The sequence below is a fragment of the Micromonospora sp. NPDC049366 genome, assembly GCF_044466625.1.
Taxonomy (GTDB): domain Bacteria; phylum Actinomycetota; class Actinomycetes; order Mycobacteriales; family Micromonosporaceae; genus Micromonospora.
The window spans coordinates 82,006-105,572 of sequence record NZ_JBITMV010000012.1 but is presented as its reverse complement, the minus strand read 5'-3'; the positions used below and the strand labels follow the sequence as shown (position 1 = coordinate 105,572).

Genomic DNA, 23,567 nt, shown 5'->3' with positions numbered 1-23,567 from the left:
GGCGTGGGTGGGTGCTCTTTCCGGGAAACAGGGCCCCCGACCGGTCCGCGCGCCGTGGCGCCGGGGTGGTCAGGCGGCCGGGTAGGAGCGGGCCACCGGGCCCAGGTGGGCGCGGGTCGCGGTGAGCAGGTCGAGCAGCTCGGCGCCGCCGTCCGGGCCGAGCGCCGCGAAGGCCGGGGCGGCCAGCCGGTCGGTCACGGCCTCCGCCCAGAGCCGCCGCCGGACCAGCGGGCCGATCGGAGGGTACGGCGGCGGCCAGCCGCAGGCCATCGCTCCGGCCTCCCCCTCCGGGCCGGCGAGCACCGCCTCCAGCGGCGTCATCCCGCTGGCGCGGACGGCCAGCAGGTAGGCGCCGGCGAAGTGCTCCCGCAGCAGCCGCAGGCCGGCGGCGGCCCGCGCTCCCGCGGTGCGGCCCGGCACCAGCATGGCCCGCCAGGCGGCGAAGAGCGGCATGCCGCTGGCGTCGGCGGCGGCCCCGGCGCGCTCCAGCAGCACGGCGAGCCGGTCGATCCCGGGGACGGTGTCCAGGTGCTGCGAACCCCACCGGCAGCACTCGGCGAGCGTCGCGGCGGCCACCTCGAACGGCCGGACCGTGCGGGCGGCCCCGTCCCAGCCGTCGGCCACCGCGTCGGGGGCGATGAAGCCGAGCGCGGCGGCGACCGTCTCGGCCCGGACGTCGCCGAGCGCGCCGGCCCGTCCGCTCACGTAGAAGGCCCAGCCGGAGATGCCGAGCAACCGGGCCCGGCGCAGGGTGATGGGGCAGCGGGTGAACGCGTCACCCAGGTCGAGCACCAACGGCTTGCTGGCCGCCGCCACCTGCTCCGGTGTCATCGGTCCGGCCCGTGCGACACGATGGCCGCCGGCTCCACTTTACGTCCGTCCATCGATGTCAGTCTGCCTCGCCACCGCCCCTCCCGGCAGCCCCCTCCTCGGCGTCCAGGGCCTCGACGGCCGCCTCGACCTCGCCGGTGCGCCGCCGCGCGGCGGTCAGGGCCCGCTCCGCGCCCCGGCGGGCCAGCTTGGCCCGGCTCAGCTCCTGCTCGGCGACGGCCCGCCGGCGTTCCAGCTCGGCCAGCTCGTTCTCGATGTCGTCGAGCGCGGCGACGCCGTCCCGCTCGGCCTCCGCCGCGTCCGCCAGCTCCGACTCCGCCCGCGCCTGCTCGGTACGCGCCTTCGTCAGCTCCCGCTCCAACGCCCGCCGCTGCCGTGCGCGTTCGGCCCGGGCCGCCCGTTCGGCCGCCCGCTCGGCCTGGGCCGCCCGTTCCGCGACGCGGTCGCCGCCCGGTAGGCGCTGGGCCGGCGCCCGGCCGGTGTCACGGCGCGCGGGGCGTTCCTCCTCCGCTTCCTCCTCGCCGGTGACCAGTCGCAGCTGCGGGCGGGGCACCTCGCCGAACCCGGCGTAGCTGGCCGCGCGGAGCAGCCGGCCGGCCTGAACCTGCTCGGCCACCCCGGTGTCGGAGAGCGCCGCGTTGAGGGTCGCCTCGACCTCGGCCAGCGGCAGCTTCCCGGCCGACGGGGCACCCGGCTCACCGGCGGCCAGGCGACGCGCCTCGGCGACGAGCGCGGCGACCACCGCCCGCCGCTGGCCGGAAAGCTCCCGCAGCCGCGGGCCGCGCAGCTCCCGCTGGGCCGACCGCATCGCGTCGGCGAACTGCACCAGGTCGGCGACCAGTTCGGGCCGGCGGATGGCCAGCAGGTTCACCAGCCAGGCGGCCACGGTCGGGCGGCGCAGCCGGGCGATCTGCCGCGCGGTGGCCGGGTCACCGGCGCGGCGGGCGTCGGCGACGGCCGCGTCCCGGGCGGCGACGAACCGGTCCGGTGGGGTGCTGTAGAGCTGCTGCACCAGCTCGGGCGGCGGCTCCGCCATCGCGTCAGGCGTCCAGCCGGGTGCCGGGCTCCAGCCGGCGGTAGTCGGTGTGCGACAGCGCCGTGTACTGGCGGTCGAGCACGGCGTACCCCTTGTCGTTGAGCAGCGCGTCGTGCAGCGCGTACGCGCGGCGCGGCGCGACCGCCCGGATGAAGTCGACGACCTCGGAGAACTTGCTCCAGGGCGCGTGGATCGGGGCGAAGAGCGTGTCGACCGGCACGTCCGGTACGACCAGCGAGTCCCCCGGGTGGTAGACCACGTCGTTGATCAGGAAGCCGAGGTTCTCGACCACGGGGATGTCCGGGTGGATCACGGCGTGCCGACCGCCGTACGCCCGGACGGCCACTCCGGCCGCGGTGAACGACTCGCCGGCCTGCACCGGCACCAGCGTCTCCGCGGCGTCGCCCAGGGCGGTCGAGAGGGAGGCCGGCCCGTGCACGGTGAAGGGCCGCCGGTCGAGCTGGCGGGTGATCGCCTCCAGGTTCAGGTGGTCGGGGTGCTCGTGGGTGATCAGCACCGCGTCCGCCCCGTCCAGCGCCACCGGGTCGCTGAACACGCCGGGGTCGATGACCAGCACTCCCCCGTCGTGGTCCACCCGGACGCAGGAGTGGGCGTACTTGGTGAGCTGCATCGTGACTCCTCGGTACATCGAATCGTGACGTCCTCAGCGCAGTCTGCCGGAACCAGCGGGGTGGCGCGTCACGTCCGAGGTATCGCCCGCCGTGGGCGGACAGAAGGAGGCGGCAATGGACGGACGGAGAGCGGGACGCCACCGCGTACCGCTGGTGGCTCTGGGGCTGGTGGCGGTGCTCGCGGCGGGCGGCTGCGGCGCGGGTGGCGGGCAGTCGGATTCCGCGGGTGCGCAGGAGGCGCCGGCGGTCGGCGCGGCGGACCGGGGGATGGCCGACGGTGGCGCGAACGCGGCGGAGGGCCGGGCGCCGGAGGCCGGCGCGCCCGCCGGGGCCGGTTCGGGAGCGGCGGACCTACGGGTCGACCAACGGTCGATCGTCTACAGCGGAACGATGTCGGTGCGGGTGGACGATGTGGACGAGGCCGCGCGGCGAGCGGTCACGGCGGTGACCGGGGCGGGTGGTTTCGTCGGCGGCGACCAGCGCAGCAACTCCGCCGCGGACGCGCGCGCCGAGTTGCAGCTGCGGGTGCCGGCGGCCCGGTTCACCGGGGTGATCGACGAGCTGGCCGGGCTGGGCCACCAGGAGCGTCGGGAGATCCGCACCGAGGACGTCACCGAGGAGACCGTCGACCTGGACGCGCGGATCGTCACCCAGCGCGCCCGCGTCGACAGTGCCCGGCGGCTGCTCGCCCGGGCGACCACGATCGGCGACCTGATCTCGTTGGAGAGCGAGCTGGCGAAGCGGGAGGCGGACCTGGCGTCGCTGGAGGCGAAGAAGCGCCGGCTGGCCGACCTGACCGCGCTCTCCACGATCACGCTCACCCTGGTCGGGCCGGACGCGACCACGGCGGCGGAGGAGGAGAAGGACCTGGGCTTCCTGGCCGGGCTGCGCGGCGGCTGGGACGTCTTCCTGGTGTCGATGACCGTCGTGCTGACCGTGCTCGGTGCGGTGCTGCCGTGGCTGTTCGTGTTCGGCGTGCCGCTGGCGGTGGTGCTCGTGGTGCTGCGGCGGCGGCGCCGGCGGACGGCGCCGCCGGTCAGCGCGCCGCCGCCAGTGCCCGCAGCGCGGTCTGCACCATGACCCGTACGCCGACCGGGATCGCCCGCTCGTCCACGTCGAACGAGGCGCGGTGCAGGTCGACGTTGGGGCCGGAGCGGCCCACGCCGAGTCGGGCGAGCGCGCCGGGGACGTACTCCAGGTACCAGGAGAAGTCCTCGCCGCCCATGCTCTGCGGGGTCTCGGCGACGCCCTCCGGGCCGAGCGCGGCGGTGGTGGCCGCGGTGAGCACCTGGATGGCCCGCCCGTCGTTGCTGACCGGCGGTCGGCCGCGCAGGTATTCGAGGTCCACCGTCGCACCGGTCGGGGCGATGACGTCGCGCACCACCTGGCCGACGATCTTCGGGGCCAGCTCCCAGGTGTCGCGGTCCATGACCCGCAGGGTGCCGGCGGCGCACGCCTCGGTGGGGATGACGTTGTAGCGGGTGCCGGCCGAGGCGTGGCCGAACACCAGCAGCAGCCCGCTGTTGGCCGGCACCCGGCGGCTGACCAGCGCGGGCACCTCGGTGACCAGCCGGCCGAGCGCGTCGACCAGGTCGACCGTGAGGTGCGGGCGGGCGGTGTGCCCGCCCGGCCCGGTCAGGCGGACGGTGACGTTGTCGGCGGCGGCGGTGATCGGGCCGACCCGCAGCCCGATCCGGCCGACCGGCAGGTTGGGGTCGCAGTGCAGCGCGAAGATCTGCACCACGTCGTCCAGTCCGCCGGCCTCGATGACCTCCAGCGAGCCGCAGGGCAGGATCTCCTCGGCGGGCTGGAAGATCAGCCGGACCCGGCCGTCCAGCTCACCCCGGTCGGCGAGCTGGGCGAGCAGCATGGCCACGCCGAGCATGATCGAGGTGTGCACGTCGTGGCCGCACGCGTGGCAGACGCCGTCCACGGTGGAGCGGTACGGCACGTCCTTGACGTCCGTCAACGGCAGCGCGTCGATGTCGGCCCGCAGGGCGACGACGGGCCCGTCGGGGCGGCCGTTGATGTCGCAGAGCACGCCGTTGCCCTTGGGCAGCAGCCGTGGGTGGAGCCCGGCCAGGGTCAGTTCCCGGGCGATCAGCTCGGCGGTGGCGAACTCGGTGCCGGAGAGCTCCGGGTGGGCGTGGATGTGACGGCGCGTGGCGATCAGCCCCGGTACCCGGAGCGCGAGCAGGTCGTCCAGCTCGAACGGCAGCGGTTGGGACCCGGTGGGCGCCTCGGTCCAGGACGACGCCAGCTGGCTGCCACTCGGCAGCGTCAACGCACTCGTCACGTCGAATTCTCGATCACTAGGAATGGATGGATCTTCGGGAACAGCAGACAGCCTAGACCTCCGCCGGTGACGCTGCGCAACCTCGTTACGGTAGTGATCGGACCGCGTAGCGTCACGAATGCCCTGCTGAGAGCGCTCGGAGATCAGCGGGACAGCAGGTAGATCCCGGTCGAAGGCCGTCATCCGCCGTCTCACCTCCTACAACGCGTAACCGATTCGGTGGTCACGTTTTACCGCGCGCCCCTCGGGCCCTTCGTTGCGAATTGTCGCATTAGTCGGTCTGATGAACCGGCACTCCGGCAATTAGCCGACCACTCTCCGCAACGAATCGGATACAGACGCTCACACGCACGGATGCGGAAGGACCGCACACGGTGTCCGTTCCGGTTCACCCGGTCGGGGTACCCGCAAACATCGGGGGCACACGCGGCGGCGGTCGGGGCCACGCCGCCCCGGCGATCCGAACCGGGTGGGCGACGCCGCCCGGCAGGTCGGACCGGCTCCACGCCGGCCGAGGGAACTGCTTCGACTGTAGCGCTCAACGCGTCGCCGGAACGAGCGTCTGACCAGCGGAAACACGACAGCCGCCCGGAGTCGGGCGGCTGTCGGCGCACACGAGGCCGCGGACCGAGGCGTGGTCCGCCACCGGATCAGAAGCGGTCGCTCGGCCGGTAGACGCCCCACACCTCGCGGAGCGTGCCGCAGACCTCGCCGACCGTGGCCCGGGCGCGCAGCGCCTCCCGCATCGGATAGAGCACGTTCCCGGTGCCCGAGGCGGTCTCGCGCAGCTCGGCGAGGGCACGCTCGACCGCCCCGGCGTCCCGGCCGCGCCGCAGCTCGGCCAGCCGCTGCCCCTGCGCCGCCTCGATCGCCGGGTCGACCCGCAGCGGCTCGTACGGCTCCTCCTCGTCGACCCGGAAACGGTTCAGCCCGACCACGACCCGCTCGCCCGAGTCGATCTCCTGGGCGATCCGGTACGCGGACTGCTCGATCTCCCGCTTCTGGAAACCCGCCTCGATCGCGTCCACCGCCGACCCGTGGTCGAAGACCCGGTCCATCAGCTCGGTGGCCGCCGCCTCCAGCTCGTCCGTCATCGCCTCGACCACGTACGAGCCGGCGAACGGGTCCACGGTCGCGGTCAGGTCCGTCTCGTACGCGAGCACCTGCTGCGTACGCAGCGCGAGCCGGGCCGCCTTCTCGGTGGGCAGCGCGATGGCCTCGTCGAAGCTGTTGGTGTGCAGCGACTGCGTGCCGCCGAGCACCGCGCCGAGGCCCTGCACGGCGACCCGCACCAGGTTCACCTCGGGCTGCTGCGCGGTGAGCTGCACACCCGCGGTCTGGGTGTGGAAGCGCAGCATCATCGACTTCGGGTTCTTCGCGCCGAAGTCGTCGCGCATCAGCCGGGCCCAGATGCGCCGGGCCGCGCGGAACTTGGCGACCTCCTCCAGCAGCGTCGTCCGGGCCACGAAGAAGAAGGACAGCCGGGGCGCGAAGTCGTCCACGGCGAGGCCGGCGGCGAGCGCGGCGCGGACGTACTCCACGCCGTTGGCCAGGGTGAACGCGATCTCCTGCGCGGGGGACGCGCCGGCCTCGGCCATGTGGTAGCCGGAGATGGAGATGGTGTTCCACTTCGGCACCTCCGCCCGGCAGTAGCCGAACGTGTCGGCGACCAGCCGCAGCGAGGGCTTCGGCGGGAAGATGTACGTCCCCCGGGCGATGTACTCCTTCAGGATGTCGTTCTGGATCGTGCCGTTCAGCGCCGACCCGGGCACGCCGTTCTCCTCGGCGACCAGCTGGTAGAGCAGGAGCAGCACCGAGCCGGGCGCGTTGATCGTCATCGAGGTGGAGACCTTGTCCAGCGGGATGCCGTCGAAGAGCAGCCGCATGTCCTCGATGGAGTCGATCGCCACCCCGACCTTGCCCACCTCGCCGTGGGCGATCGGGTCGTCGGAGTCGTACCCCATCTGGGTCGGCAGGTCGAAGGCGACCGAGAGGCCCATCGTGCCGGCCCGCAGCAGCTGGTGGTAGCGGGCGTTGGACTCGGTGGCGGTGCCGAAGCCGGCGTACTGGCGCATGGTCCACGGGCGGGACGTGTACATGGTGGGGTAGACCCCACGGGTGTACGGGAACTCGCCCGGCCCGCCCAGCCGGGCGTCCAGGTCGGCCGGAAGATCAGCCGCCGTGTAGACACCCTTGATCGGGAAACCCGACTCGCTTAACCGCCGTTCACTCATCACCGGATGGTAGGACGCGCCGCGACACGGGCGGGTGAGGGATACCGCACACTCCGTTCGCTCAGGTCGACGAGAGGTGAACGGCCGGGTACGGACAGTGGAGTTGGATAAACGTCCGACGCGTCGGCTTTCGCATCGGGCGTCTGAACCAGCAAGATAGGGGGGTTGTGTCCCAGCCCCCTCGATCTCCCCCGGTGGCTTTTCTGTGACTCAGATCCCGACCTGGAGCGGTGGACCGGTCAGTCCCCCCAACGGGCGTGCGGTACCCGGCACCACCATCGGTGGTCGCTACTCGTTGCGCTCGGCCGTCGGCCACGGCGGCATGGGTACCGTCTGGCGCGCGGCGGACACACTGCTGCGCCGGGACGTGGCGGTCAAGGAGGTCGTCCTCCCGCCGGGGCTCGCGCCCAGCGACCGCGACGCGATGTACGAGCGGACCCTGCGCGAGGCCCGGGCCGCCGCCGCGATCCAGCACCCGGCCGTGGTGCAGGTCTACGACGTCGTCACCGAGGGTGGACGGCCGTGGATCGTCATGGAGATGCTGGACGCCCGCAGCCTCGCCGACATGGTCATCGAGGACGGGCCGGTCGCGCCCCGCGCGGTTGCCAAGATCGGCATCGCCCTGCTCGGGGCGCTGGAGGTGGCGCACGCGATCGGCGTCCTGCACCGCGACGTCAAGCCGGCCAACGTGCTGATCTGCACCGACGGTCGCTGCGTGCTGACCGACTTCGGGGTGGCCCGGATGCCCACCGACGTGCAGCTCACCACGCCCGGAATGGTGCTCGGCTCGCCCCACTTCATCTCCCCCGAACGGGCCATGGGCCAGGAGTTCGGCCCGCCCAGCGACCTGTTCTCGCTCGGCGTGACGCTCTACACGGCGGTCGAGGGGCGGCCCCCGTTCGACAAGGGCGACCCCATCGAGACCATGCACGCCGTGGTCGAGGACCCGCCCGCCCCGCCGCAACGCAGCGGGGCGCTGACCCGGGTGCTGATGGGCCTCCTGGAGAAGGACCCGGCCCGCCGGCTGGACGTGCACACCTCCCGGGCCATGCTGCGTGAGTTGCTCGCCGGGCCGCTCGGCAGCACGGCGACCGCCGTCCACTCGGTGACCGACCCCTACGCGGTGGTGCCGGTGCAGCGGCCGGTCACCCCGCCGCCGCCGGCCCAGCCCGAGCCGAAGCCCGGCGGCCAGATCGGTGGCCGCGCCATGCTCGCCCCCGGCGAGTCGCTGACCGACCGGCTGGCCGAGCTGCGCCGCGGGCAGCGACCGCAGCCCGTCGACGCGGGGGCGGCCGCCCTCGACGAGACCAGCGCGGACGCCCTCGCCGGGCCGCTGCACACGCCGACCGGCGCGATGTCCGCCCCGGGCCGCACCTACGGCGGCGCCGACGCCACCCAGCGGGTGGACGCGGGCGGGCAGCCGGACGCCACCCAGCGGGTCGCCTGGGGTGCCACCCCGGACGCCACCCAGGCCGTCCCCTACCCCGGCGCACCGGGCTCGTCCGACGCGACGCAGCGGGTCGGCGGCACGTACGGCGGCGGCCAGTGGTCGGTGCCGGGCACCGGGCAGCCGTGGGCCACCCCGACGGGCGGCGCGGGCGGCAAGGGCCTCCTCGACCGGGCCCGTGGCACCGGCAGCACGCTCGTCCGCACGGTCAAGAGCTGGCCGCGCAAGGTCCAGCTCGCCGCGGCCGGCGGCCTGGCCGTGGTGCTGCTGATCGGGGTGTTCGCCCTGACCGGCGGCGACGACGCGCCACCCGCCACCCCGCAGGCCCAGCCGACGGCCACCGCGCCGGCCGGCCCCGGCATCGAGATGCAGGAACACGCGGCCCGCGGCGTCCAGGTCATGGTGCCGAAGGGCTGGGAGAAGGCGACCGGCGGCAGCTACACCGACTACATCGACCCGGAGGACAGCGGCCGGAAGGTGCGCATCATCACCGAGCCCTTCGGTGGTTCGTCGATGCGCTGGGCCGAGGTCGCCGAGAACGGGCTGAAGACCCGGTCGAAGACGTGCGTCAAGCCGTACGAGCAGATCTCCCTCGCCGAGCAGCCGCTCGCCGGCCAGACGGCGGCCGAGCTGGAATACACCTGCGGCGAGGGTGACGCGAAGCGGCACGGCGTGTGGCGCGGCGTGGTCAGCGACGGCAAGGCCTACTCGTTCTACCTCAGCTCGACCGACGGCCGCTTCGCCGACAGCAAGCCGATCTTCGACGAGATGGTGCGGACCTTCAAGCTCACCGCCGCCGGCTGAGCCGGGAGGGAACCGTCAGCGGTGAACCGCCGGCGTGCTATCAAGAGGCATGCCGGCGGAACCCACTGACATCGACGACCTTCGTGAGCAAGCCCGACGCTGGCTCGACGACGACCCGGACCCGGCCGCCCGCGCCGAACTGCAGGCGGTGCTCGACCGGCTGCCGGCGAGCGGCCCGGAGCTGGCCGACCGGTTCGCCGGCCCGCTGACCTTCGGCACCGCCGGGCTGCGCGGCCCCCTCCGCGCCGGCCCCAACGGGATGAACCTGGCCGTCGTCACCCAGGCGGCCGCCGGGCTCGTCGGCTGGCTCGCCGCCCAGGGCGGCACCGGTCCGCTGGTCATCGGGTACGACGCCCGCAACGGCTCACGCGAGTTCGCCGAGCGCACCGCCCAGGTCGCCACCGGGGCGGGACGGCCCGCGCTGCTGCTGCCCCGGCCGCTGCCCACGCCGGTCCTCGCGTACGCCGTCCGGCACCTCGACGCCGTCGCCGGCGTGATGGTCACCGCCAGCCACAACCCGCCCCAGGACAACGGCTACAAGGTCTACCTCGGGGCGGCACTCGGCGGTGGACCGGGCGCGGGCGCGCAGATCGTGCCGCCCGCCGACGCCGGCATCGAGGCGGCCATCCGAGCGGTCGGCGCGCTGGCCGAGGTGCCGCTCGGCCCGGCCGGTCAGGTGCTCGGCGACGACCTCGTGGCGTCCTACGTCGAGCAGGCCACCGGGGTGATCGCGGCGGACGGGCCTCGGGACCTCGCCGTGGCGTACACCCCGCTGCACGGTGTGGGCGCGGCGGTCCTCACCGCCGCCTTCGCCCGGGCCGGTTTCCCGGTGCCCGGCGTGGTGCCGGACCAGGCCGAACCGGACCCGGCCTTCCCCACCGTCTCCTTCCCCAACCCGGAGGAGCCCGGCGCGGTGGACCGGTTGGTCGCCCTCGCCGACAGCACCGGGGCCGACCTCGCCATCGCCAACGACCCGGACGCGGACCGCTGCGCGGTGGTGGTCAGGGACGCGGCGGCCGGCTGGCGGATGCTGCGCGGCGACGAGGTGGGGGTGCTCCTCGCCGACCACCTGATGCGGCGGGGTGTGACCGGCCTCTACGCCACCACCATCGTGTCGTCGTCGCTGCTGCGGGCGATGTGCGCCGCCCGTGGTCTGCCCTACGGCGAGACGCTGACCGGGTTCAAGTGGATCGTCCGGGCCGGCGACGGGTCGGTGCCGCTGGTCTTCGGGTACGAGGAGGCGCTCGGCTACTGCGTCGCCCCGGACCTGGTGCGGGACAAGGACGGCATCACCGCCGCACTGACCGTGGCCGAACTCGCCGCCGGGCTCAAGACGCAGGGGCGCACCCTCACCGACCGGCTCGACGAGCTGGCCGCCGAGTTCGGCGTCCACCACACCGACCAGCTCTCGGTGCGGGTCGACGACCTGCGGCTGATCGCCGACGCGATGGCCCGGATCCGGGCGGCCACCCCGACCAGCCTGCTCGGGCAGCCGGTCACCGCGTCCGAGGACCTGCTCCCCGAGGCGGACGTGGTGATCCTGCGCACCGGGACGGCCCGGGTGGTGATCCGCCCCTCCGGCACCGAGCCGAAGCTCAAGGCGTACCTCGAGGTGGTGGAACCGGTCACCGGCGGCGACGTGGCGGCGGCCCGCGCCCGCGCCACCGACTCCGTGACCGCCCTCCGCACCGAGATCGCCACCGCCCTGGCCCTCTGACGGCCCTGATCGGCAGGGAGTAGGCCTGTTCCGGGTTAGCGGCGGGGGCCCAGGGCGGCGTCGACCGCCTCGGCCAGGGCGGCTACCACCAGGCCCACCGAGGGGCGGACCACCGAGTCGTCGAGGCTGACCTCGCCGGAGAACCCGGCGCCGCTGGCGATCTCGGCCAGCCGGCGGCGGGCGTCCTCGGCGGCCGCACCGCCCACGCCGAGCGAGGACTCCATGCGCAGCACCGCGACCAGCGTCGCCAACGCCGCGGTCCGCTCGTCTGGGGCGGCGCCGGTGGTCAGCGCGTCGGCGAGCCGGCGACGGGTGTCCGCCTCCACGGAGGTGTCCACCACCGGGTAGCGATGGACGTGGATGAAGCCCAGCTCCGTCTCGTCGACGTCCCGGACGACACCCTGGCTGCACAGGTCACCGAGGATCCGGTCGCGCAGGCCGTGCCGCAGCCGCTGCACCCAGGACGACGGCGTGTGCGGGGTGTCGTCGGCGATCCGGGCCAGGACCGCGTCGGCGACCGGCTCGCCCGTGGGCGCCGGGTCCACGACCGTCAGGTTCCCCCCGTCGTACGCGATCCGCCCGGCCAGCGCCAGCTCGATCAGCACCGCCGCGGCCATCCCGAGGTCGAGGCTGATCCGCGGCATGGTCGCCTTGCCGGTCTCGTCGTCGTACGCCAGCAGCAGCAGCTCTTCGGCGAGCGCAACACCAGTCATGGCCCGGACGGTAGCCGCTGCGCGCACGGCCGCGCACGACTCCGCGCCGGTCGACGACGCGCGGTCGGCTGTTCGCCCGCGTCGCCCCTCATCCGTACTCGTGGGCGAGCAGCGCACCCGTGGACGGGTCGAAGACCAGATCGCTCCCCCGACCGCCGTTGCTGCATGGACAACGGTTATGTGTCGCCGGCGGGGCGGATCGTTACCGGTGGGTGGATGGACACCGTGACGGCCCGGCCGCAGCGACGGCGACGGCCCGTCGACCGGTGGGGTCGGCGGGCCGTCGTGGCAGCCGTGCGGGCGGTCCGCCGCGTCACGCGACGGCCGGCCGGGGCGGGTTCAGAAGCGGGGCATGCCGCCGAACTGGCGGTCGCCGGCGTCGCCGAGTCCCGGCACGATGAACATGTGGTCGTTCAGGCCCTCGTCGATCGAGGCGGTGACCAGGCGCAGCGGGAGACCGGACCGCTCCAGCCGCTCGATGCCGACGGGCGCGGCCAGGACGCAGAGCACGGTGATCTCGGTGCAACCCCGGTCGGCGAGCAGCTGGCAGCAGTGCTCCAGCGAGCCGCCGGTGGCGAGCATCGGGTCGAGCACCAGCACCGGCCGGCCGGTCAGGTCGCGGGGCAGCGACTCCATGTAGGCGCGCGGCTCGAAGGTCTTCTCGTCGCGGGCGAGGCCGACGAAGCCCATCGAGGACTCCGGCAGCAGGCCCAGCGCGGCGTCGGCCATGCCCAGGCCGGCGCGCAGCACCGGCACCAGCAGCGGTGGGTTGGCAAGCCGCGTGCCCTCGGTGCCGGTGACCGGGGTCTGGACCGGGAACCGCTCGATGGGGAAGGAACGTGCCGCCTCGTACACCAGCATGGTGGTCAGCTCGTGCAGGGCCGCTCGGAACGAGGAGGAGTCGGTGCGCTCGTCCCGCATGGCGGTCAGCCGGGACTGGGCCAGCGGGTGGTCAATGACGTGTACGTCCACGGTCGCTCAACCTACCGAACGGTTGCGTCCGCGTGTGGGGCTGCGGTCGATGAGGCGACCCCGCTCACCCGAAGCGGGTGCGCCGGCGCCGTCGCGGCGTTCGTGACCAGGATCACTATCCGGTTGGATGCGTAGACTTTCCGGCATGACGGCGACAACGACGTCGGCCCGGTCGGACCTCTCCGAGCTGGGACGATCCGAGACCGCTCTGCGGACCTTCCTGCACGGCCTGCCCGGGGTGGACCAGGTCGGCGCGGAGCAGCGGGCGGCACAGCTCGGCACCCGCAGCATCAAGACCACGGCGAAGGCGCAGGCGATCGACCTGGCCATCCGGATGGTCGACCTCACCACCCTGGAGGGCGCGGACACGCCGGGCAAGGTCCGGGCGCTGGCCGCCAAGGCGCTGCGCCCCGACCCGGCCGACCCCTCCTGCCCGCACGTCGGCGCCGTCTGCGTCTACCCGACGATGGTCCCGTACGTGGCCGAGGTGCTGCGCGGGTCGGGCGTGCACCTGGCCAGCGTCGCGACCGCCTTTCCGTCCGGGCAGGCGCCGCTGGAGGTCAAGCTCGCCGACACCCGGGCGGCCGTCGAGGCCGGCGCCGACGAGATCGACATGGTGATCAACCGGGGTGCGTTCCTGGCCGGCCGCTACCAGGAGGTCTACGACGAGATCGTGGCCACCAAGGAGGCCTGCGGGGACGCCCACCTCAAGGTGATCCTGGAGACCGGCGAGCTGGCCACGTACGACAACGTGCGCCGCGCGTCCTGGCTGGCCATGCTCGCCGGCGGCGACTTCATCAAGACGTCCACCGGCAAGGTCCCGGTGGCCGCCACCCCGCCGGTGACCCTGGTGATGCTGGAGGCGGTCCGCGACTTCCGCGCCGCCACCGGCCGTCAGGTGGGTGTGAAGCCGGCCGGCGGCATCAAGACCACCAAGGACGCGATCAAGTACCTGGTGATGGTCAACGAGACGGTCGGCCCCGACTGGCTGGACCCGGACTGGTTCCGTTTCGGCGCGTCCAGCCTCCTCAACGACCTGCTCATGCAGCGCACCAAGCTGACGACCGGCGTCTACGCCGGCCCCGACTACTTCACCCTGGACTGAGCGCGATGTTCGAATACGCCCCCGCCCCCGAGTCCCGCTCGGTGGTCGACATCAAGCCCGCGTACGGGCTCTTCGTCGACGGCACGTTCGTCGACCCGGTCGACGGCGGCAGCTTCAAGTCGATCAACCCCGCCTCCGAGGAGGTGCTGGCCGAGGTCGCCGAGGCCGGCGCCGAGGACGTGGACCGCGCCGTGCGGGCCGCCCGGACGGCGTACGAGAGGGTCTGGGGTCCGATGCCGGGCCGGGACCGGGCCAAGTACCTGTTCCGGATCGCCCGGATCATCCAGGAGCGCTCCCGCGAGCTGGCCGTGCTGGAGTCGCTGGACAACGGCAAGCCGATCAAGGAGTCCCGGGACGTCGACCTTCCGCTGGTCGCCGCGCACTTCTTCTACTACGCGGGCTGGGCCGACAAGCTGGAGCACGCCGGTTTCGGTCCCGATCCGAAGCCGCTGGGCGTGGCCGCGCAGGTCATCCCGTGGAACTTCCCGCTGCTGATGCTGGCCTGGAAGATCGCCCCGGCCCTGGCCGCCGGCAACACCGTGGTGCTGAAGCCGGCCGAGACCACCCCGCTCACCGCGCTGCTGTTCGCCGAGATCTGCCAGCAGGCCGACCTGCCGGCCGGCGTGGTCAACATCGTCACCGGCGCCGGCGAGACCGGCCGGGCGTTGGTCGAGCACGCCGGCGTCGACAAGGTGGCATTCACCGGGTCGACCGAGGTCGGCCGGGCCATCGCCCGCTCGGTGGCGGGCACCCGTAAGAAGCTCACCCTGGAACTGGGCGGCAAGGCCGCCAACATCGTCTTCGACGACGCGCCGATCGACCAGGCCGTCGAGGGCATCGTCAACGGCATCTTCTTCAACCAGGGGCACGTCTGCTGCGCGGGCTCCCGGCTGCTGGTCCAGGAGTCGGTCGCCGACCGGGTGCTGGAGTCGCTGAAGCGCCGGATGGCCCAGCTGCGCGTCGGTGACCCGCTGGACAAGAACACCGACATCGGCGCGATCAACTCGGCCGCCCAGCTGGCCCGGATCCGCGAGCTCTCCGACGCCGGTGCGGCCGAGGGCGCGGAGCGCTGGTCGCCGCCGTGCGAGCTGCCCGACCGCGGCTTCTGGTTCGCGCCGACCATCTTCACCGGGGTCACCCAGGCGCACCGGATCGCCCGGGAGGAGATCTTCGGGCCGGTGCTGTCCGTGCTCACCTTCCGCACCCCGGCGGAGGCCGTCGAGAAGGCCAACAACACGCCGTACGGGCTGTCGGCCGGGATCTGGACCGACAAGGGCTCCCGGATCCTGTGGATGGCCGACCGGCTGCGGGCAGGCGTGGTGTGGGCCAACACGTTCAACAAGTTCGACCCCACCTCGCCGTTCGGCGGCTACAAGGAGTCGGGCTACGGTCGCGAGGGCGGCCGGCACGGGCTGGAGGGGTACCTCAATGTCTGAGCGGGTCGCGGTACGCAAGACGTACAAGCTCTTCATCGGCGGGAAGTTCCCCCGCAGCGAGTCGGGACGGTCGTATCTCGTGCAGGACGCGAATGTGTCGTTGGCTTCCCGCAAGGACGCGCGCGACGCGGTCGTCGCCGCCCGGGCCGCGGTCAAGGGATGGGCCGGCGCGACGGCGTACAACCGGGGTCAGATCCTCTACCGGGTCGCCGAGATGCTGGAGGGTCGGCGCGAGCAGTTCGTCGCGCTCGGCGTCCCCGCCGACGAGGTCGACGCGGCCATCGACCGCTGGGTCTGGTACGCGGGCTGGTCCGACAAGCTCCCCCAGGTCTACGGCGGCGCCAACCCGGTCGCCGGGCCGTATTTCAACCTGTCGTCGCCCGAGCCGACCGGCGTGGTGGCGGTCGTCGCGCCCGAGACGCCGGCGCTGCTCGGCCTGGTCAGCGTGATCGCCCCGGCGATCGTCACCGGCAACACGGTGGTCGTGGCGGCGTCGCCGGCAGCGCCGCTCGCGGCGGTGACCCTGGCCGAGGTGCTGGCCACCTCCGACCTGCCGGGCGGGGTGGTCAACATCCTGACCGGCCGGCTGACGGAGACCGTGCCGACCCTCGCCGGCCACATGGACGTCAACGCCATCGACCTGACCGGGGTGACCGACGCCGATCTGGCGACGGACCTGGAGGTCAAGGCGGCGGAGAACCTGAAGCGGGTGCTCCGCCCCGCCCCGGCCGACCACGACTGGTTCGCCGACCCGGGCCTCGCCCGGATGACCACCCTCCTGGAGACGAAGACGGTCTGGCACCCCAAGGGGGTGTGAGCGCGCCCCGCCAGCGGGATCCGCGCTAAATCCCTGAAGTAGTGGCCTCCGACGCGTGACGAGGCCCCTCCATCCCTGATGTTGTGCGGATCTTGGCCACGGGGCGTACGGGCGGGTGGGCCGATCTACTACCGGGGGTAGGATTGCCGTGTGACTCGGCTTGGTGATCTCGAACGTGCGGTGATGGACGTGCTGTGGGACTCGGTCCCCGCCACGTCGGACGGGGTCACCGTGCGCGAGGTGGCCGACGCGCTCGCCGGCCGGGAACTGGCCTACACGACGGTGATGACGGTGCTCGACCGGTTGGCCGGCAAGGGCATGGTGCAGCGGGAGCGGGAGGGTCGGGCCTGGCGCTACCGGGCCGCGGCCAGCCGCGAGGCGCACATCGCCCAGCTCATGCTCGACGCGCTCGACCTGGGCGGCAGCCGGGACGCCGCGCTGGTGCGCTTCGCCCACTCGGTCACCGGCACGGAGGCCGAGGTGCTGCGCGCCGCGCTCTCCGCCGAGGCCGCCGGCGCGACCCGGGCAGAGGCCGCCGGCGCCGCCCGAGCCGAGACCGGAGCGGGCCGCCCGGACCCCGGCGCCGGCCCCGAGGAAGGGCTGGCCGACCGGATCGACGCCCCGGTCACCCACCCGGCCGTCGCCGACGAGGCAGTGGACCGGTAGGGCGGCGGCCATGGCGTACGCGCTGCACTTCGCCCTGACGATCCTGGCCTGCTGGCTGACCGCCGAGATCCTGGCCCGCTCGACCTGGACGTGGCGCAGCCCGCGCGTCGCCATCGTCTGCTGGCAGGCGGTCGGCCTGGCGGTCGGCCTCTCGGCGATGGGCCTGCCGATCGCGCTCGGCCTGACCGGCTACGGCCTGCCGACCGGCAGCGCCCTGCTCGCCCTCGCCGCCGACCTCGTGCACGGGGTGCTCCCCGCCTGGCTGGGTCTGCTGCACCTGGCCGGGGTCGGCATCGGGTTCGGTATCGGGGCGGTGCTGCTGACCACGACGGTCCGCAGTGTGCACGGCGCCGTACGCGCCCAGCGCCGGCACCGGGAGCTGCTCGCCCTGGTGGCCCGCGACGATCCGGCCGCGCCCGGGGCGCTGGTGCTCGACCACCCGAGCGCGGCGGCGTACTGCCTGCCGGGGGTGAAGCCGCGGGTGGTGGTCAGCGCGGGCACTCTCAGCCTGCTGGACGGGCCGGAGCTGGCGGCGGTGCTGACCCACGAGCGGGCGCACGCCCAGGAGCGGCACGACCTGGTGCTGCTGCCGTTCACCGCGCTCACCCGGGCGCTGCCGTGGGTGCGTTGGGTGCGGCGGGCGCACGACCGGGTCGCCCTGCTGGTGGAGATGCGCGCCGACGACAAGGCGCGGGAGCTGCACGCCGAGGCCCCGCTGGCCGGCGCGCTGCGCCGGTTCGCCGCCGCCGGTCACCGGATCACGCCGGCCGGCGCCCTCGGCATCGGCGACCGCGACCTGGACGTGCGCGTGCAGCGTCTGCTGATCGCGGACGAGCCGCCCCGACTGATCGGGGCGACCGCGCTGGCCGTCGCGGCCACCCTGGTCGCGCTGCCGGTCTCGCTCTTCCTGAGCTGATCCGCCCCGTCAGCGGCCCCGACGTGGGCTTCCGGCCGTAGTCAGCACCCACCTCTACTACATCTTGTCGTAACATTGTCTACGACAGGACGTAGTAGTTATAGGTAGAGAATCTACGTGTAGGCTCGCTACGACAAGTGAGCCAACCGTTGGAGTGCCGGCCATGGACACCCTGCTCCTCGCCCGACTGCAGTTCGCCACCACGACGTCGATCCACTTCCTCTTCGTGGTCGTCACGCTCGGCCTGGTCACCCTGCTCGTGGGGCTCCAGACCGCGTGGGTGCTCACCGGCAACCAGAAGTACGAGCGGCTGACCCGCTTCTGGGGCCAGCTCTACGTGATCAACTACGTCCTCGGCATCGCCACCGGCATCGTCATGGAGTTCCAGTTCGGGCTCAACTGGTCCGGTCTGTCGCGCTACGTCGGCAACGTGTTCGGGGCGCCGCTGGCCATCGAGACGCTGGTGGCGTTCTTCCTGGAGTCCACGTTCCTGGGAATGTGGATCTTCGGCTGGCACCGGCTGCGCCGCGGGCTCCACCTCGCGCTGCTCTGGGGCGTGGCGCTGACCGCGTACGCCTCGGCGTTCTGGATCATGGTGGCCAACTCGTGGCTTCAGAACCCGGTCGGCTACGAGCTCCGCGACGGCGTCGCGCACCTCACCGACTTCGGCGCGCTGCTCACCAACCCGAGCCTCGGCATGGCGTTCGGCCACGTCGTCTCCGCGGCCCTGCTGGTCGGCGGCATGCTGATGGCCGCGGTCAGCGCCGGGCACCTGATCCGGCGCACCCCCGATCACGCCCTGCACCGCACCAGCCTGCGCATCGGCCTGGTGACCGCCGCGTGCGCGATCACGCTGGTGCAGGGCTTCGGCTTCGCGCAGTTCGGCCCGGTCGGCGCCGTGCAGCCCACGAAGTTCGGCGGCGGGCCCGAGGCGGAGGCGTTGACCACCGAGTGGGCAGCCCGCTTCGGTCCTGACGACTACACACCGCCGGTGCTGGCCAACGTCGGGCTCGGGTTCATGATCCTGATCGGCTTCACCCTCGGCGCGCTCTGGCTGCTGCTCCCGCTGCTCTGGCGTGATTGGGCGATCCGGCTGCGCTTCCCGCTCTGGCTCATCCTGCTGGCCCTGCCACTGCCGTTCGTCGCGGTGATCCTCGGCTGGATCGCCCGCGAGGTCGGCCGCCAGCCCTGGGTCGCGTACGGGCTGCTGCCGGTCGACCAGGCGGTCTCACCGGTCGGCGCACCCGTGATGCTCACCTCGCTGATCGGCTTCAGCCTGCTGCTCGGCGCCCTCGCCGTCACCAACTGGGCGCTGCTCGTCCGGCACGCCGCCCGCGGCGCGGCCGACCCGGCCCTCGGCCGACCGCCGGGTCCGGCCACCGACCCCCGTCCCGCACCCGCCTTCGCCTGAGGAGCCGTCGCCGTGGAACTCGCCTGGTACGCCCTGCTCGGCCTCTTCTTCGCCACCTACCTCGTGCTCGGCGGCTACGACTACGGCGTCGGCCTGCTGCTGGCCCGCAACACCGACCCCGGCCACCGCCGGGCGGCGCTCAACGCCGTCGGCCCCTTCTTCCTCGGCAACGAGGTCTGGCTCGTCGCCGCCGTCGGCATCCTCTTCGGCGCCTTCCCGGTGCTGGAAGGCGAGCTTCTCTCCGGGTTCTATCCGGCCGTGCTCGGCGCGCTCGCCGGAGTCGTCCTCGTGACCGCCGGGGTGCAGCTGCGCAGCCGCCCCACCGGGGAGCGCGTCCGGGCCCGCTGGGACCGGGTGGTCGTGGTCGGCAGCGTGCTCGCCGCGCTCGGCTGGGGCACCCTGCTGGGCGGCCTGCTCCAGGGCGTACCGCTGCACGACGACGGGCACGTCGCCGGCCTGACCCACCTGGTCACCCCGTTCGCGGCCACCACCGCGCTGGCGGTGCTCGCCCTGGTGGCGGTGCACGGTGCGACGTTCCTCACCCTGCGACTGCCGGCCGCCGAGGCCGCCCGGGTCGGCCGGCTGGCCCGCCGCCTGATCCCGGTGGCGCTCGCCGTCGTCGCCCTGGCCACCGTCGCGGGCCTGCTCTCCGATCGGGTACGCGACGCCGCGCGACAACCGCTGGCCGGCGTACTGCTGCCGGTGGCGCTGGTCGCGGCGCTGCTGGTGGCCCGTGTGGCCCTCGCCCGAGGTCGGCCGGGGTTCGCCTTCGTGGCCACCGGCGCCGCCCTGGCCCTGCCCGTGGCGCTGGTGGGCGCGACCCTCTGGCCCGACGTGCTGGTCTCCACCGTCGACCCCGGCGCGTCGCTGGCCGTGGCCGACGCGGCGGCCAGCACACCGACCCTGCGGCTGCTCAGCTGGCTGGCGCTGCCGCTCCTGCCGGCCCTACTAGGCTTTCAGCTGATGAACTGGTGGGTGTTCCGGGGACGGACCGACGGCAGGGCACCGGTGTACTGGTGAAACGCCGCCCCTTCGACCCGCGTCTGCTGCGTCGGGTCCCCGCGGCCCGCCGCGATCTCACCCTGCTCGCACTCCTGGGCGTGCTCGCCGCCGCGCTGGTCGTCGCGCAGGCCACGGCGCTCGCCGCGCTGCTCGCCACCGCGTTCGACGGCCGGCTCGACCGGCTCGCCCTGGCCGGCTTCGTGGCCACGGTGGGCGCCCGGGCTCTGCTGGTGTGGGCGCAGGGCACGGTGGCCGCGCGGGTCGCCGCGATCGTCAAGGCCGAGCTGCGGGAGGACCTGCTCGGCGCGGTCGGGCGGCACGGCCCGGGCTGGGTCGCCGGGCAGCGGACCGGACAGCTCGCCACCCTGGCCGGGCGCGGGCTGGACGCGCTGGACGCCTACTTCACCGGCTACCTGCCGCAGCTGGTGCTCAGCGTCACCGTCCCGCTCGCCGTCCTCGCCCGGATCGGGCTCGCCGACTGGAGCTCGGCGGTCATCATCGCGCTGACCCTGCCGCTCATCCCGATCTTCGGAGCGCTGCTCGGCTGGCAGGCGCAGGCCGCGACGGAGCGGCAGTGGCGGCGGCTCTCCCTGCTCGGCGGGCACTTCCTCGACATGGTCGCCGGCCTGGCCACCCTGCGCGCCTTCGGGCGCGCCCGCGCCCAGGTCGAGGTGGTGCGCCGGATGGCCGACGGGCACCGGGTCGCCACCATGCGGACGCTGCGCATCGCCTTCCTCTCCGCCCTGGTCCTGGAGCTGGTCGCCACCCTCTCCGTGGCGCTGGTGGCGGTGCCGGTCGGCATCCGGCTGCTCGGCGGCGGGCTCGCCCTCCAGACCGCGCTGCTGGTGCTGCTGCTCACCCCGGAGGCGTACCTGCCGCTGCGGGCAGCCGGCAGCCGTTTCCACGCCAGCATGGAGGGCCTGGCCGCGCTCAACGAGGCGTTCGAGGTGGAGGCCGGGGCGCCGGCCCCCGTCGGGCGGGCGGCCGGTGCCGTGCCCGACGGCCGGGGCGAGATCCGGTTCGAGTCGGTGACCGTCGAGTACGACCGCACGACAGCGCTGCGCGACGTGACGCTGACCGTTCGCCCGGGCGAGCGGATCGCGATCGTCGGGCCGAGCGGCGCCGGCAAGAGCACCCTGCTCGGGCTGCTGCTCGGGTTCGTCAGCCCGACCAGCGGCCGGGTCACCGTGGACGGCGTCGACCTGGCCGGCGCCGACCTGGACGCCTGGCGCCGCCAACTCGCCTGGGTGCCGCAGCGGGCTCACCTCTTCGCCGCCTCCCTGACCGACAACATCCGGCTCGGCGCACCCGACACCCCGGAGCCCGCCCTCGCCGCGGCCGTACGCGACGCCGCCCTGGACGACGTCGTCGCCGGCCTGCCCGACGGCCTCGACACCGTGCTCGGCGAACGTGGACACGGCCTGTCCAGCGGGCAGCGGCAGCGGGTCGCCCTGGCCCGGGCGTTCCTCCGCGACGCCCCGGTGGTGCTGCTGGACGAGCCGACCGCCCGGCTGGACAGCGCCTCGGAGGCGGTCGTGCTCGCCGCGACCCGGCGGCTGGTGGCCGGTCGCACCGCGCTGCTGGTCGCGCACCGGCCGGCGCTGCTGGAGGACGCCGACCGCATCCTGCGGATCGAGGACGGCCGGGTCACCGAGCTGACGCCCGCGCCGACCGGAGAGGCGGCCCGATGAGCACCGCGCCGACAGGCGTGCCGCGCGCCTCCGCCGAGCGCACCGTGCTGCGGCTGGCCCGCCCGTACCTCGGGCGGCTGGCCGGCGCCGGGCTGCTCGCCGCCGCCACCGAGTTCGCCGGGCTGGCCCTGATGGCGACCGCGACCTGGCTGCTGATGAGCGCCGCCGGGCGCCCACCACTGGACCGCCTCACCGTGGCTATCGTCGCCGTCCGGGCCCTGGCCATCAGCCGGGGCGTGTTCCGCTACACCGAGCGGTTGGCCGGGCACGACGCCGTCCTCCGGATGATCACCGACGTGCGGGCCCGGGTCTTCGCCACGCTCGCCGCGCTCAGAGCCGCCCCGCCGCGCTCCGGTGACGCGCTGAGTCGGCTCGTCTCCGACGTCGAGGCGGTGCAGGACCTGCTGCTGCGGGTGCTCGTGCCGGGCGCGGCGGCGGCGCTGGTCAGCGTGGTGGCGGTGAGCGGCGCGGCCCTGATCTCGCCGCCGGCCGCCGGCGCGCTCGCCGTCGGGCTGCTGGTCGCCGGGGTGGCGCTGCCGCTGCTGGCCACCGTCCTCACCCGGCGCGCCGCCGCCGAACTGGCCCCGCTGCGCGGCGCGCTGGCCGCCGACGCGGTCGACCTGACCCACGGCGCCGCCGACCTCGCCGCCTTCGGGGCGACCGCGTCGGCGCTGGACGCCGCCGGGCACCGGGCCCGGCGACTGGCCCGCCTGGAACGCCGGCTGGCAGCCGCCGGCTTCGCCGTCGACGGGGTGGGCACCCTGCTCGCCGGACTCACCACGGGCGCGGTCGTGCTGGCGGCGCTGGCGACGGACGTGCCCGGTGTGCTGGTCGGCGTGCTCGCCGTCGGCACCCTGGCAGCCGTCGAGATCGCGCTGGCGCTGGTCGGCGCGGCGCGGCAGTGGACCCAGCTGCGGGCCGGGCTCGCCCGCGTCGCCGCGCTGCTCGACGACACCACCCCCGCGACGCTCCCGGCCGGGCCGGCCCGGCCGGAGCCCGAACCGGGCGCGACGGCAGCCGGTCCCGTGCTGTCCGAGCCACGCGACGTGCGCCTCGACGCGGTGACCGTGCGCTACCGGGCCGGTGCCGCACCGGCGCTCGACCAGGTCGACCTCGACCTGCCGGCCGGGCGGCGGATCGCGGTGGTCGGCCCGAGCGGCGCCGGCAAGAGCACCCTCGCCGCCGTCCTCACCGGCGCCGTGCGCCCCACCTCCGGGCGGGTCACCGTGGATGGACGCGACCTCACCACGTACCCCGAGGACGAGCTGCCCCGGGCCGTCGGCGGGCTGCTCGCCGAGGCGTACGTCTTCCACGCCACGGTCCGGGAGAACCTGCTGCTCGGCCGGCCCGACGCCGACGAGGAGGAGCTGGCCGGGGCGACCGCCGCCGCCGGGCTGCTGGAGTGGGTACGCGCCCAGCCGGCCGGCTGGGACACCGTGGTCGGCGAGGAGGGCGGGCAGCTCTCCGGCGGGCAGCGGCAGCGGTTGGCCCTGGCCCGGGCGCTGCTGGGCGCACCGGCCGTGCTGGTGCTCGACGAGCCCACCGAGGGGCTGGACCCGGCCGCCGCCGACGCCGTTCTCGCGTCGACGCTGGCCGCGACGCCCGCCGGCCACTCGGTGCTGCTGATCAGCCACCGGCTCAGCGGGCTGGTCGGGCTGGACGAGATCGTCGTCCTCGACGCCGGCCGGGTAGCGCAGCGCGGCCGGCACGACGAACTGGTCGCCGCTCCCGGCTGGTACCGCGACCAGTGGCTGCTCCAGGAGGCGGCCGAACGCGGGTACCTGGCCCTGGCCCCCTGACCGGTCTCCGGGTCGGTCCAGGGTTCTCCCGGACGACGCGAC

General features: G+C 74.2%; 19 protein-coding genes. 12 read left to right on the top strand and 7 right to left on the bottom strand.

The annotated features are described in order from the left end of the window. Window positions 1–69: 69 nt before the first annotated feature. From ACIBTV_RS18420 to ACIBTV_RS18410, 3 genes are read right to left on the bottom strand one after another with little or no spacing between them, the layout of a single operon-like run. Window positions 70–831 carry a hypothetical protein gene (locus ACIBTV_RS18420; protein WP_396706317.1) on the bottom strand — a complete coding sequence of 254 codons (762 nt, stop codon included), beginning with the start codon at window positions 829–831 and terminating at the stop codon, window positions 70–72. Between the two features lie 58 nt (window positions 832–889). Then, window positions 890–1,867 (bottom strand): hypothetical protein, encoded by a 978-nt coding sequence (locus tag ACIBTV_RS18415; protein WP_396706316.1) that lies wholly within the window; start codon window positions 1,865–1,867, stop codon window positions 890–892. Window positions 1,868–1,871: 4 nt separating this feature from the next. Beyond that, the gene (locus ACIBTV_RS18410) at window positions 1,872–2,498 is read right to left on the bottom strand and encodes an MBL fold metallo-hydrolase (RefSeq protein WP_396706314.1); all 627 of its coding nucleotides are present in this window, start codon (window positions 2,496–2,498) and stop codon (window positions 1,872–1,874) included. Window positions 2,499–2,613: 115 nt separating this feature from the next. Here ACIBTV_RS18410 and ACIBTV_RS18405 point away from each other — a divergent pair, with 115 nt between their 5' ends. After that, window positions 2,614–3,579, top strand: coding sequence for a DUF4349 domain-containing protein (locus ACIBTV_RS18405; protein ID WP_396706312.1), 966 nt, complete (start codon window positions 2,614–2,616; stop codon window positions 3,577–3,579). Here ACIBTV_RS18405 and ACIBTV_RS18400 read toward each other — a convergent pair. Further along, window positions 3,536–4,795, bottom strand: a complete 1,260-nt coding sequence (locus ACIBTV_RS18400) for an amidohydrolase (protein ID WP_396706310.1) — start codon at window positions 4,793–4,795, stop codon at window positions 3,536–3,538. The genes ACIBTV_RS18405 and ACIBTV_RS18400 overlap by 44 nt on opposite strands. A gap of 650 nt (window positions 4,796–5,445) precedes the next feature. Next, complete coding sequence (locus ACIBTV_RS18395; protein WP_396706309.1) at window positions 5,446–7,029, bottom strand: methylmalonyl-CoA mutase; 1,584 nt, start codon at window positions 7,027–7,029, stop codon at window positions 5,446–5,448. A gap of 205 nt (window positions 7,030–7,234) precedes the next feature. Here ACIBTV_RS18395 and ACIBTV_RS18390 point away from each other — a divergent pair, with 205 nt between their 5' ends. After that, on the top strand, window positions 7,235–9,280 hold the full coding sequence (locus ACIBTV_RS18390) for a protein kinase (RefSeq protein WP_396706307.1): 2,046 nt from the start codon (window positions 7,235–7,237) through the stop codon (window positions 9,278–9,280). Window positions 9,281–9,329: 49 nt separating this feature from the next. Next, window positions 9,330–10,997, top strand: coding sequence for a phospho-sugar mutase (locus ACIBTV_RS18385; protein WP_396706305.1), 1,668 nt, complete (start codon window positions 9,330–9,332; stop codon window positions 10,995–10,997). Window positions 10,998–11,032: 35 nt separating this feature from the next. Here the strand turns inward: ACIBTV_RS18385 and ACIBTV_RS18380 are convergent, their stop codons facing one another. After that, on the bottom strand, window positions 11,033–11,710 hold the full coding sequence (locus ACIBTV_RS18380) for a GPP34 family phosphoprotein (RefSeq protein ID WP_396706304.1): 678 nt from the start codon (window positions 11,708–11,710) through the stop codon (window positions 11,033–11,035). A gap of 339 nt (window positions 11,711–12,049) precedes the next feature. Further along, entirely contained in the window at window positions 12,050–12,682 is a 633-nt protein-coding gene (upp, locus tag ACIBTV_RS18375) for a uracil phosphoribosyltransferase (protein WP_396706302.1), read from the bottom strand. A gap of 145 nt (window positions 12,683–12,827) precedes the next feature. Here upp and deoC point away from each other — a divergent pair, with 145 nt between their 5' ends. The 9 genes from deoC to cydC all read left to right on the top strand — a co-directional run bounded on the left by deoC (window position 12,828) and on the right by cydC (window position 23,525). Further along, on the top strand, window positions 12,828–13,787 hold the full coding sequence (gene deoC, locus ACIBTV_RS18370; protein WP_396706300.1) for a deoxyribose-phosphate aldolase: 960 nt from the start codon (window positions 12,828–12,830) through the stop codon (window positions 13,785–13,787). A 5-nt stretch (window positions 13,788–13,792) separates the two neighbouring features. Beyond that, entirely contained in the window at window positions 13,793–15,223 is a 1,431-nt protein-coding gene (locus tag ACIBTV_RS18365) for an aldehyde dehydrogenase family protein (RefSeq protein ID WP_396706298.1), read from the top strand. Then, complete coding sequence (locus ACIBTV_RS18360) at window positions 15,216–16,040, top strand: aldehyde dehydrogenase family protein (protein ID WP_396706296.1); 825 nt, start codon at window positions 15,216–15,218, stop codon at window positions 16,038–16,040. Before ACIBTV_RS18365 ends, ACIBTV_RS18360 begins: the two co-directional genes overlap by 8 nt. A gap of 150 nt (window positions 16,041–16,190) precedes the next feature. Beyond that, window positions 16,191–16,706 (top strand): BlaI/MecI/CopY family transcriptional regulator, encoded by a 516-nt coding sequence (locus ACIBTV_RS18355; protein ID WP_396706294.1) that lies wholly within the window; start codon window positions 16,191–16,193, stop codon window positions 16,704–16,706. 10 nt (window positions 16,707–16,716) lie between these two features. After that, a complete protein-coding gene (locus ACIBTV_RS18350; RefSeq protein WP_396706292.1) occupies window positions 16,717–17,622 on the top strand; it encodes a M56 family metallopeptidase in 906 nt (301 codons plus the stop codon). A 163-nt stretch (window positions 17,623–17,785) separates the two neighbouring features. Continuing rightward, a complete protein-coding gene (locus ACIBTV_RS18345; protein WP_396706290.1) occupies window positions 17,786–19,033 on the top strand; it encodes a cytochrome ubiquinol oxidase subunit I in 1,248 nt (415 codons plus the stop codon). A gap of 12 nt (window positions 19,034–19,045) precedes the next feature. Then, window positions 19,046–20,053, top strand: coding sequence for a cytochrome d ubiquinol oxidase subunit II (cydB, locus tag ACIBTV_RS18340; RefSeq protein WP_396706288.1), 1,008 nt, complete (start codon window positions 19,046–19,048; stop codon window positions 20,051–20,053). Continuing rightward, entirely contained in the window at window positions 20,050–21,726 is a 1,677-nt protein-coding gene (gene cydD, locus ACIBTV_RS18335; RefSeq protein WP_396706286.1) for a thiol reductant ABC exporter subunit CydD, read from the top strand. Before cydB ends, cydD begins: the two co-directional genes overlap by 4 nt. Next, the gene (cydC, locus tag ACIBTV_RS18330; RefSeq protein WP_396706284.1) at window positions 21,723–23,525 is read left to right on the top strand and encodes a thiol reductant ABC exporter subunit CydC; all 1,803 of its coding nucleotides are present in this window, start codon (window positions 21,723–21,725) and stop codon (window positions 23,523–23,525) included. Before cydD ends, cydC begins: the two co-directional genes overlap by 4 nt. The last annotated feature ends 42 nt before the right edge of the window (window positions 23,526–23,567 follow it).

Bases quoted from the DNA above. Each gene is read 5' to 3' on its own strand.
- ACIBTV_RS18380 (WP_396706304.1), bottom strand. From the start codon at position 11,710: ATGACTGGTGTTGCGCTCGCCGAAGAGCTGCTGCTGCTGGCGTACGAC.
- ACIBTV_RS18405 (WP_396706312.1), top strand. From the start codon at position 2,614: ATGGACGGACGGAGAGCGGGACGCCACCGCGTACCGCTGGTGGCTCTG.
- ACIBTV_RS18420 (WP_396706317.1), bottom strand. From the start codon at position 831: ATGACACCGGAGCAGGTGGCGGCGGCCAGCAAGCCGTTGGTGCTCGAC.
- ACIBTV_RS18395 (WP_396706309.1), bottom strand. From the start codon at position 7,029: ATGAGTGAACGGCGGTTAAGCGAGTCGGGTTTCCCGATCAAGGGTGTC.
- deoC (WP_396706300.1), top strand. From the start codon at position 12,828: ATGACGGCGACAACGACGTCGGCCCGGTCGGACCTCTCCGAGCTGGGA.
- ACIBTV_RS18360 (WP_396706296.1), top strand. From the start codon at position 15,216: ATGTCTGAGCGGGTCGCGGTACGCAAGACGTACAAGCTCTTCATCGGC.
- ACIBTV_RS18345 (WP_396706290.1), top strand. From the start codon at position 17,786: ATGGACACCCTGCTCCTCGCCCGACTGCAGTTCGCCACCACGACGTCG.
- ACIBTV_RS18415 (WP_396706316.1), bottom strand. From the start codon at position 1,867: ATGGCGGAGCCGCCGCCCGAGCTGGTGCAGCAGCTCTACAGCACCCCA.
- ACIBTV_RS18410 (WP_396706314.1), bottom strand. From the start codon at position 2,498: ATGCAGCTCACCAAGTACGCCCACTCCTGCGTCCGGGTGGACCACGAC.
- ACIBTV_RS18365 (WP_396706298.1), top strand. From the start codon at position 13,793: ATGTTCGAATACGCCCCCGCCCCCGAGTCCCGCTCGGTGGTCGACATC.
- ACIBTV_RS18385 (WP_396706305.1), top strand. From the start codon at position 9,330: ATGCCGGCGGAACCCACTGACATCGACGACCTTCGTGAGCAAGCCCGA.
- cydC (WP_396706284.1), top strand. From the start codon at position 21,723: ATGAGCACCGCGCCGACAGGCGTGCCGCGCGCCTCCGCCGAGCGCACC.
- ACIBTV_RS18350 (WP_396706292.1), top strand. From the start codon at position 16,717: ATGGCGTACGCGCTGCACTTCGCCCTGACGATCCTGGCCTGCTGGCTG.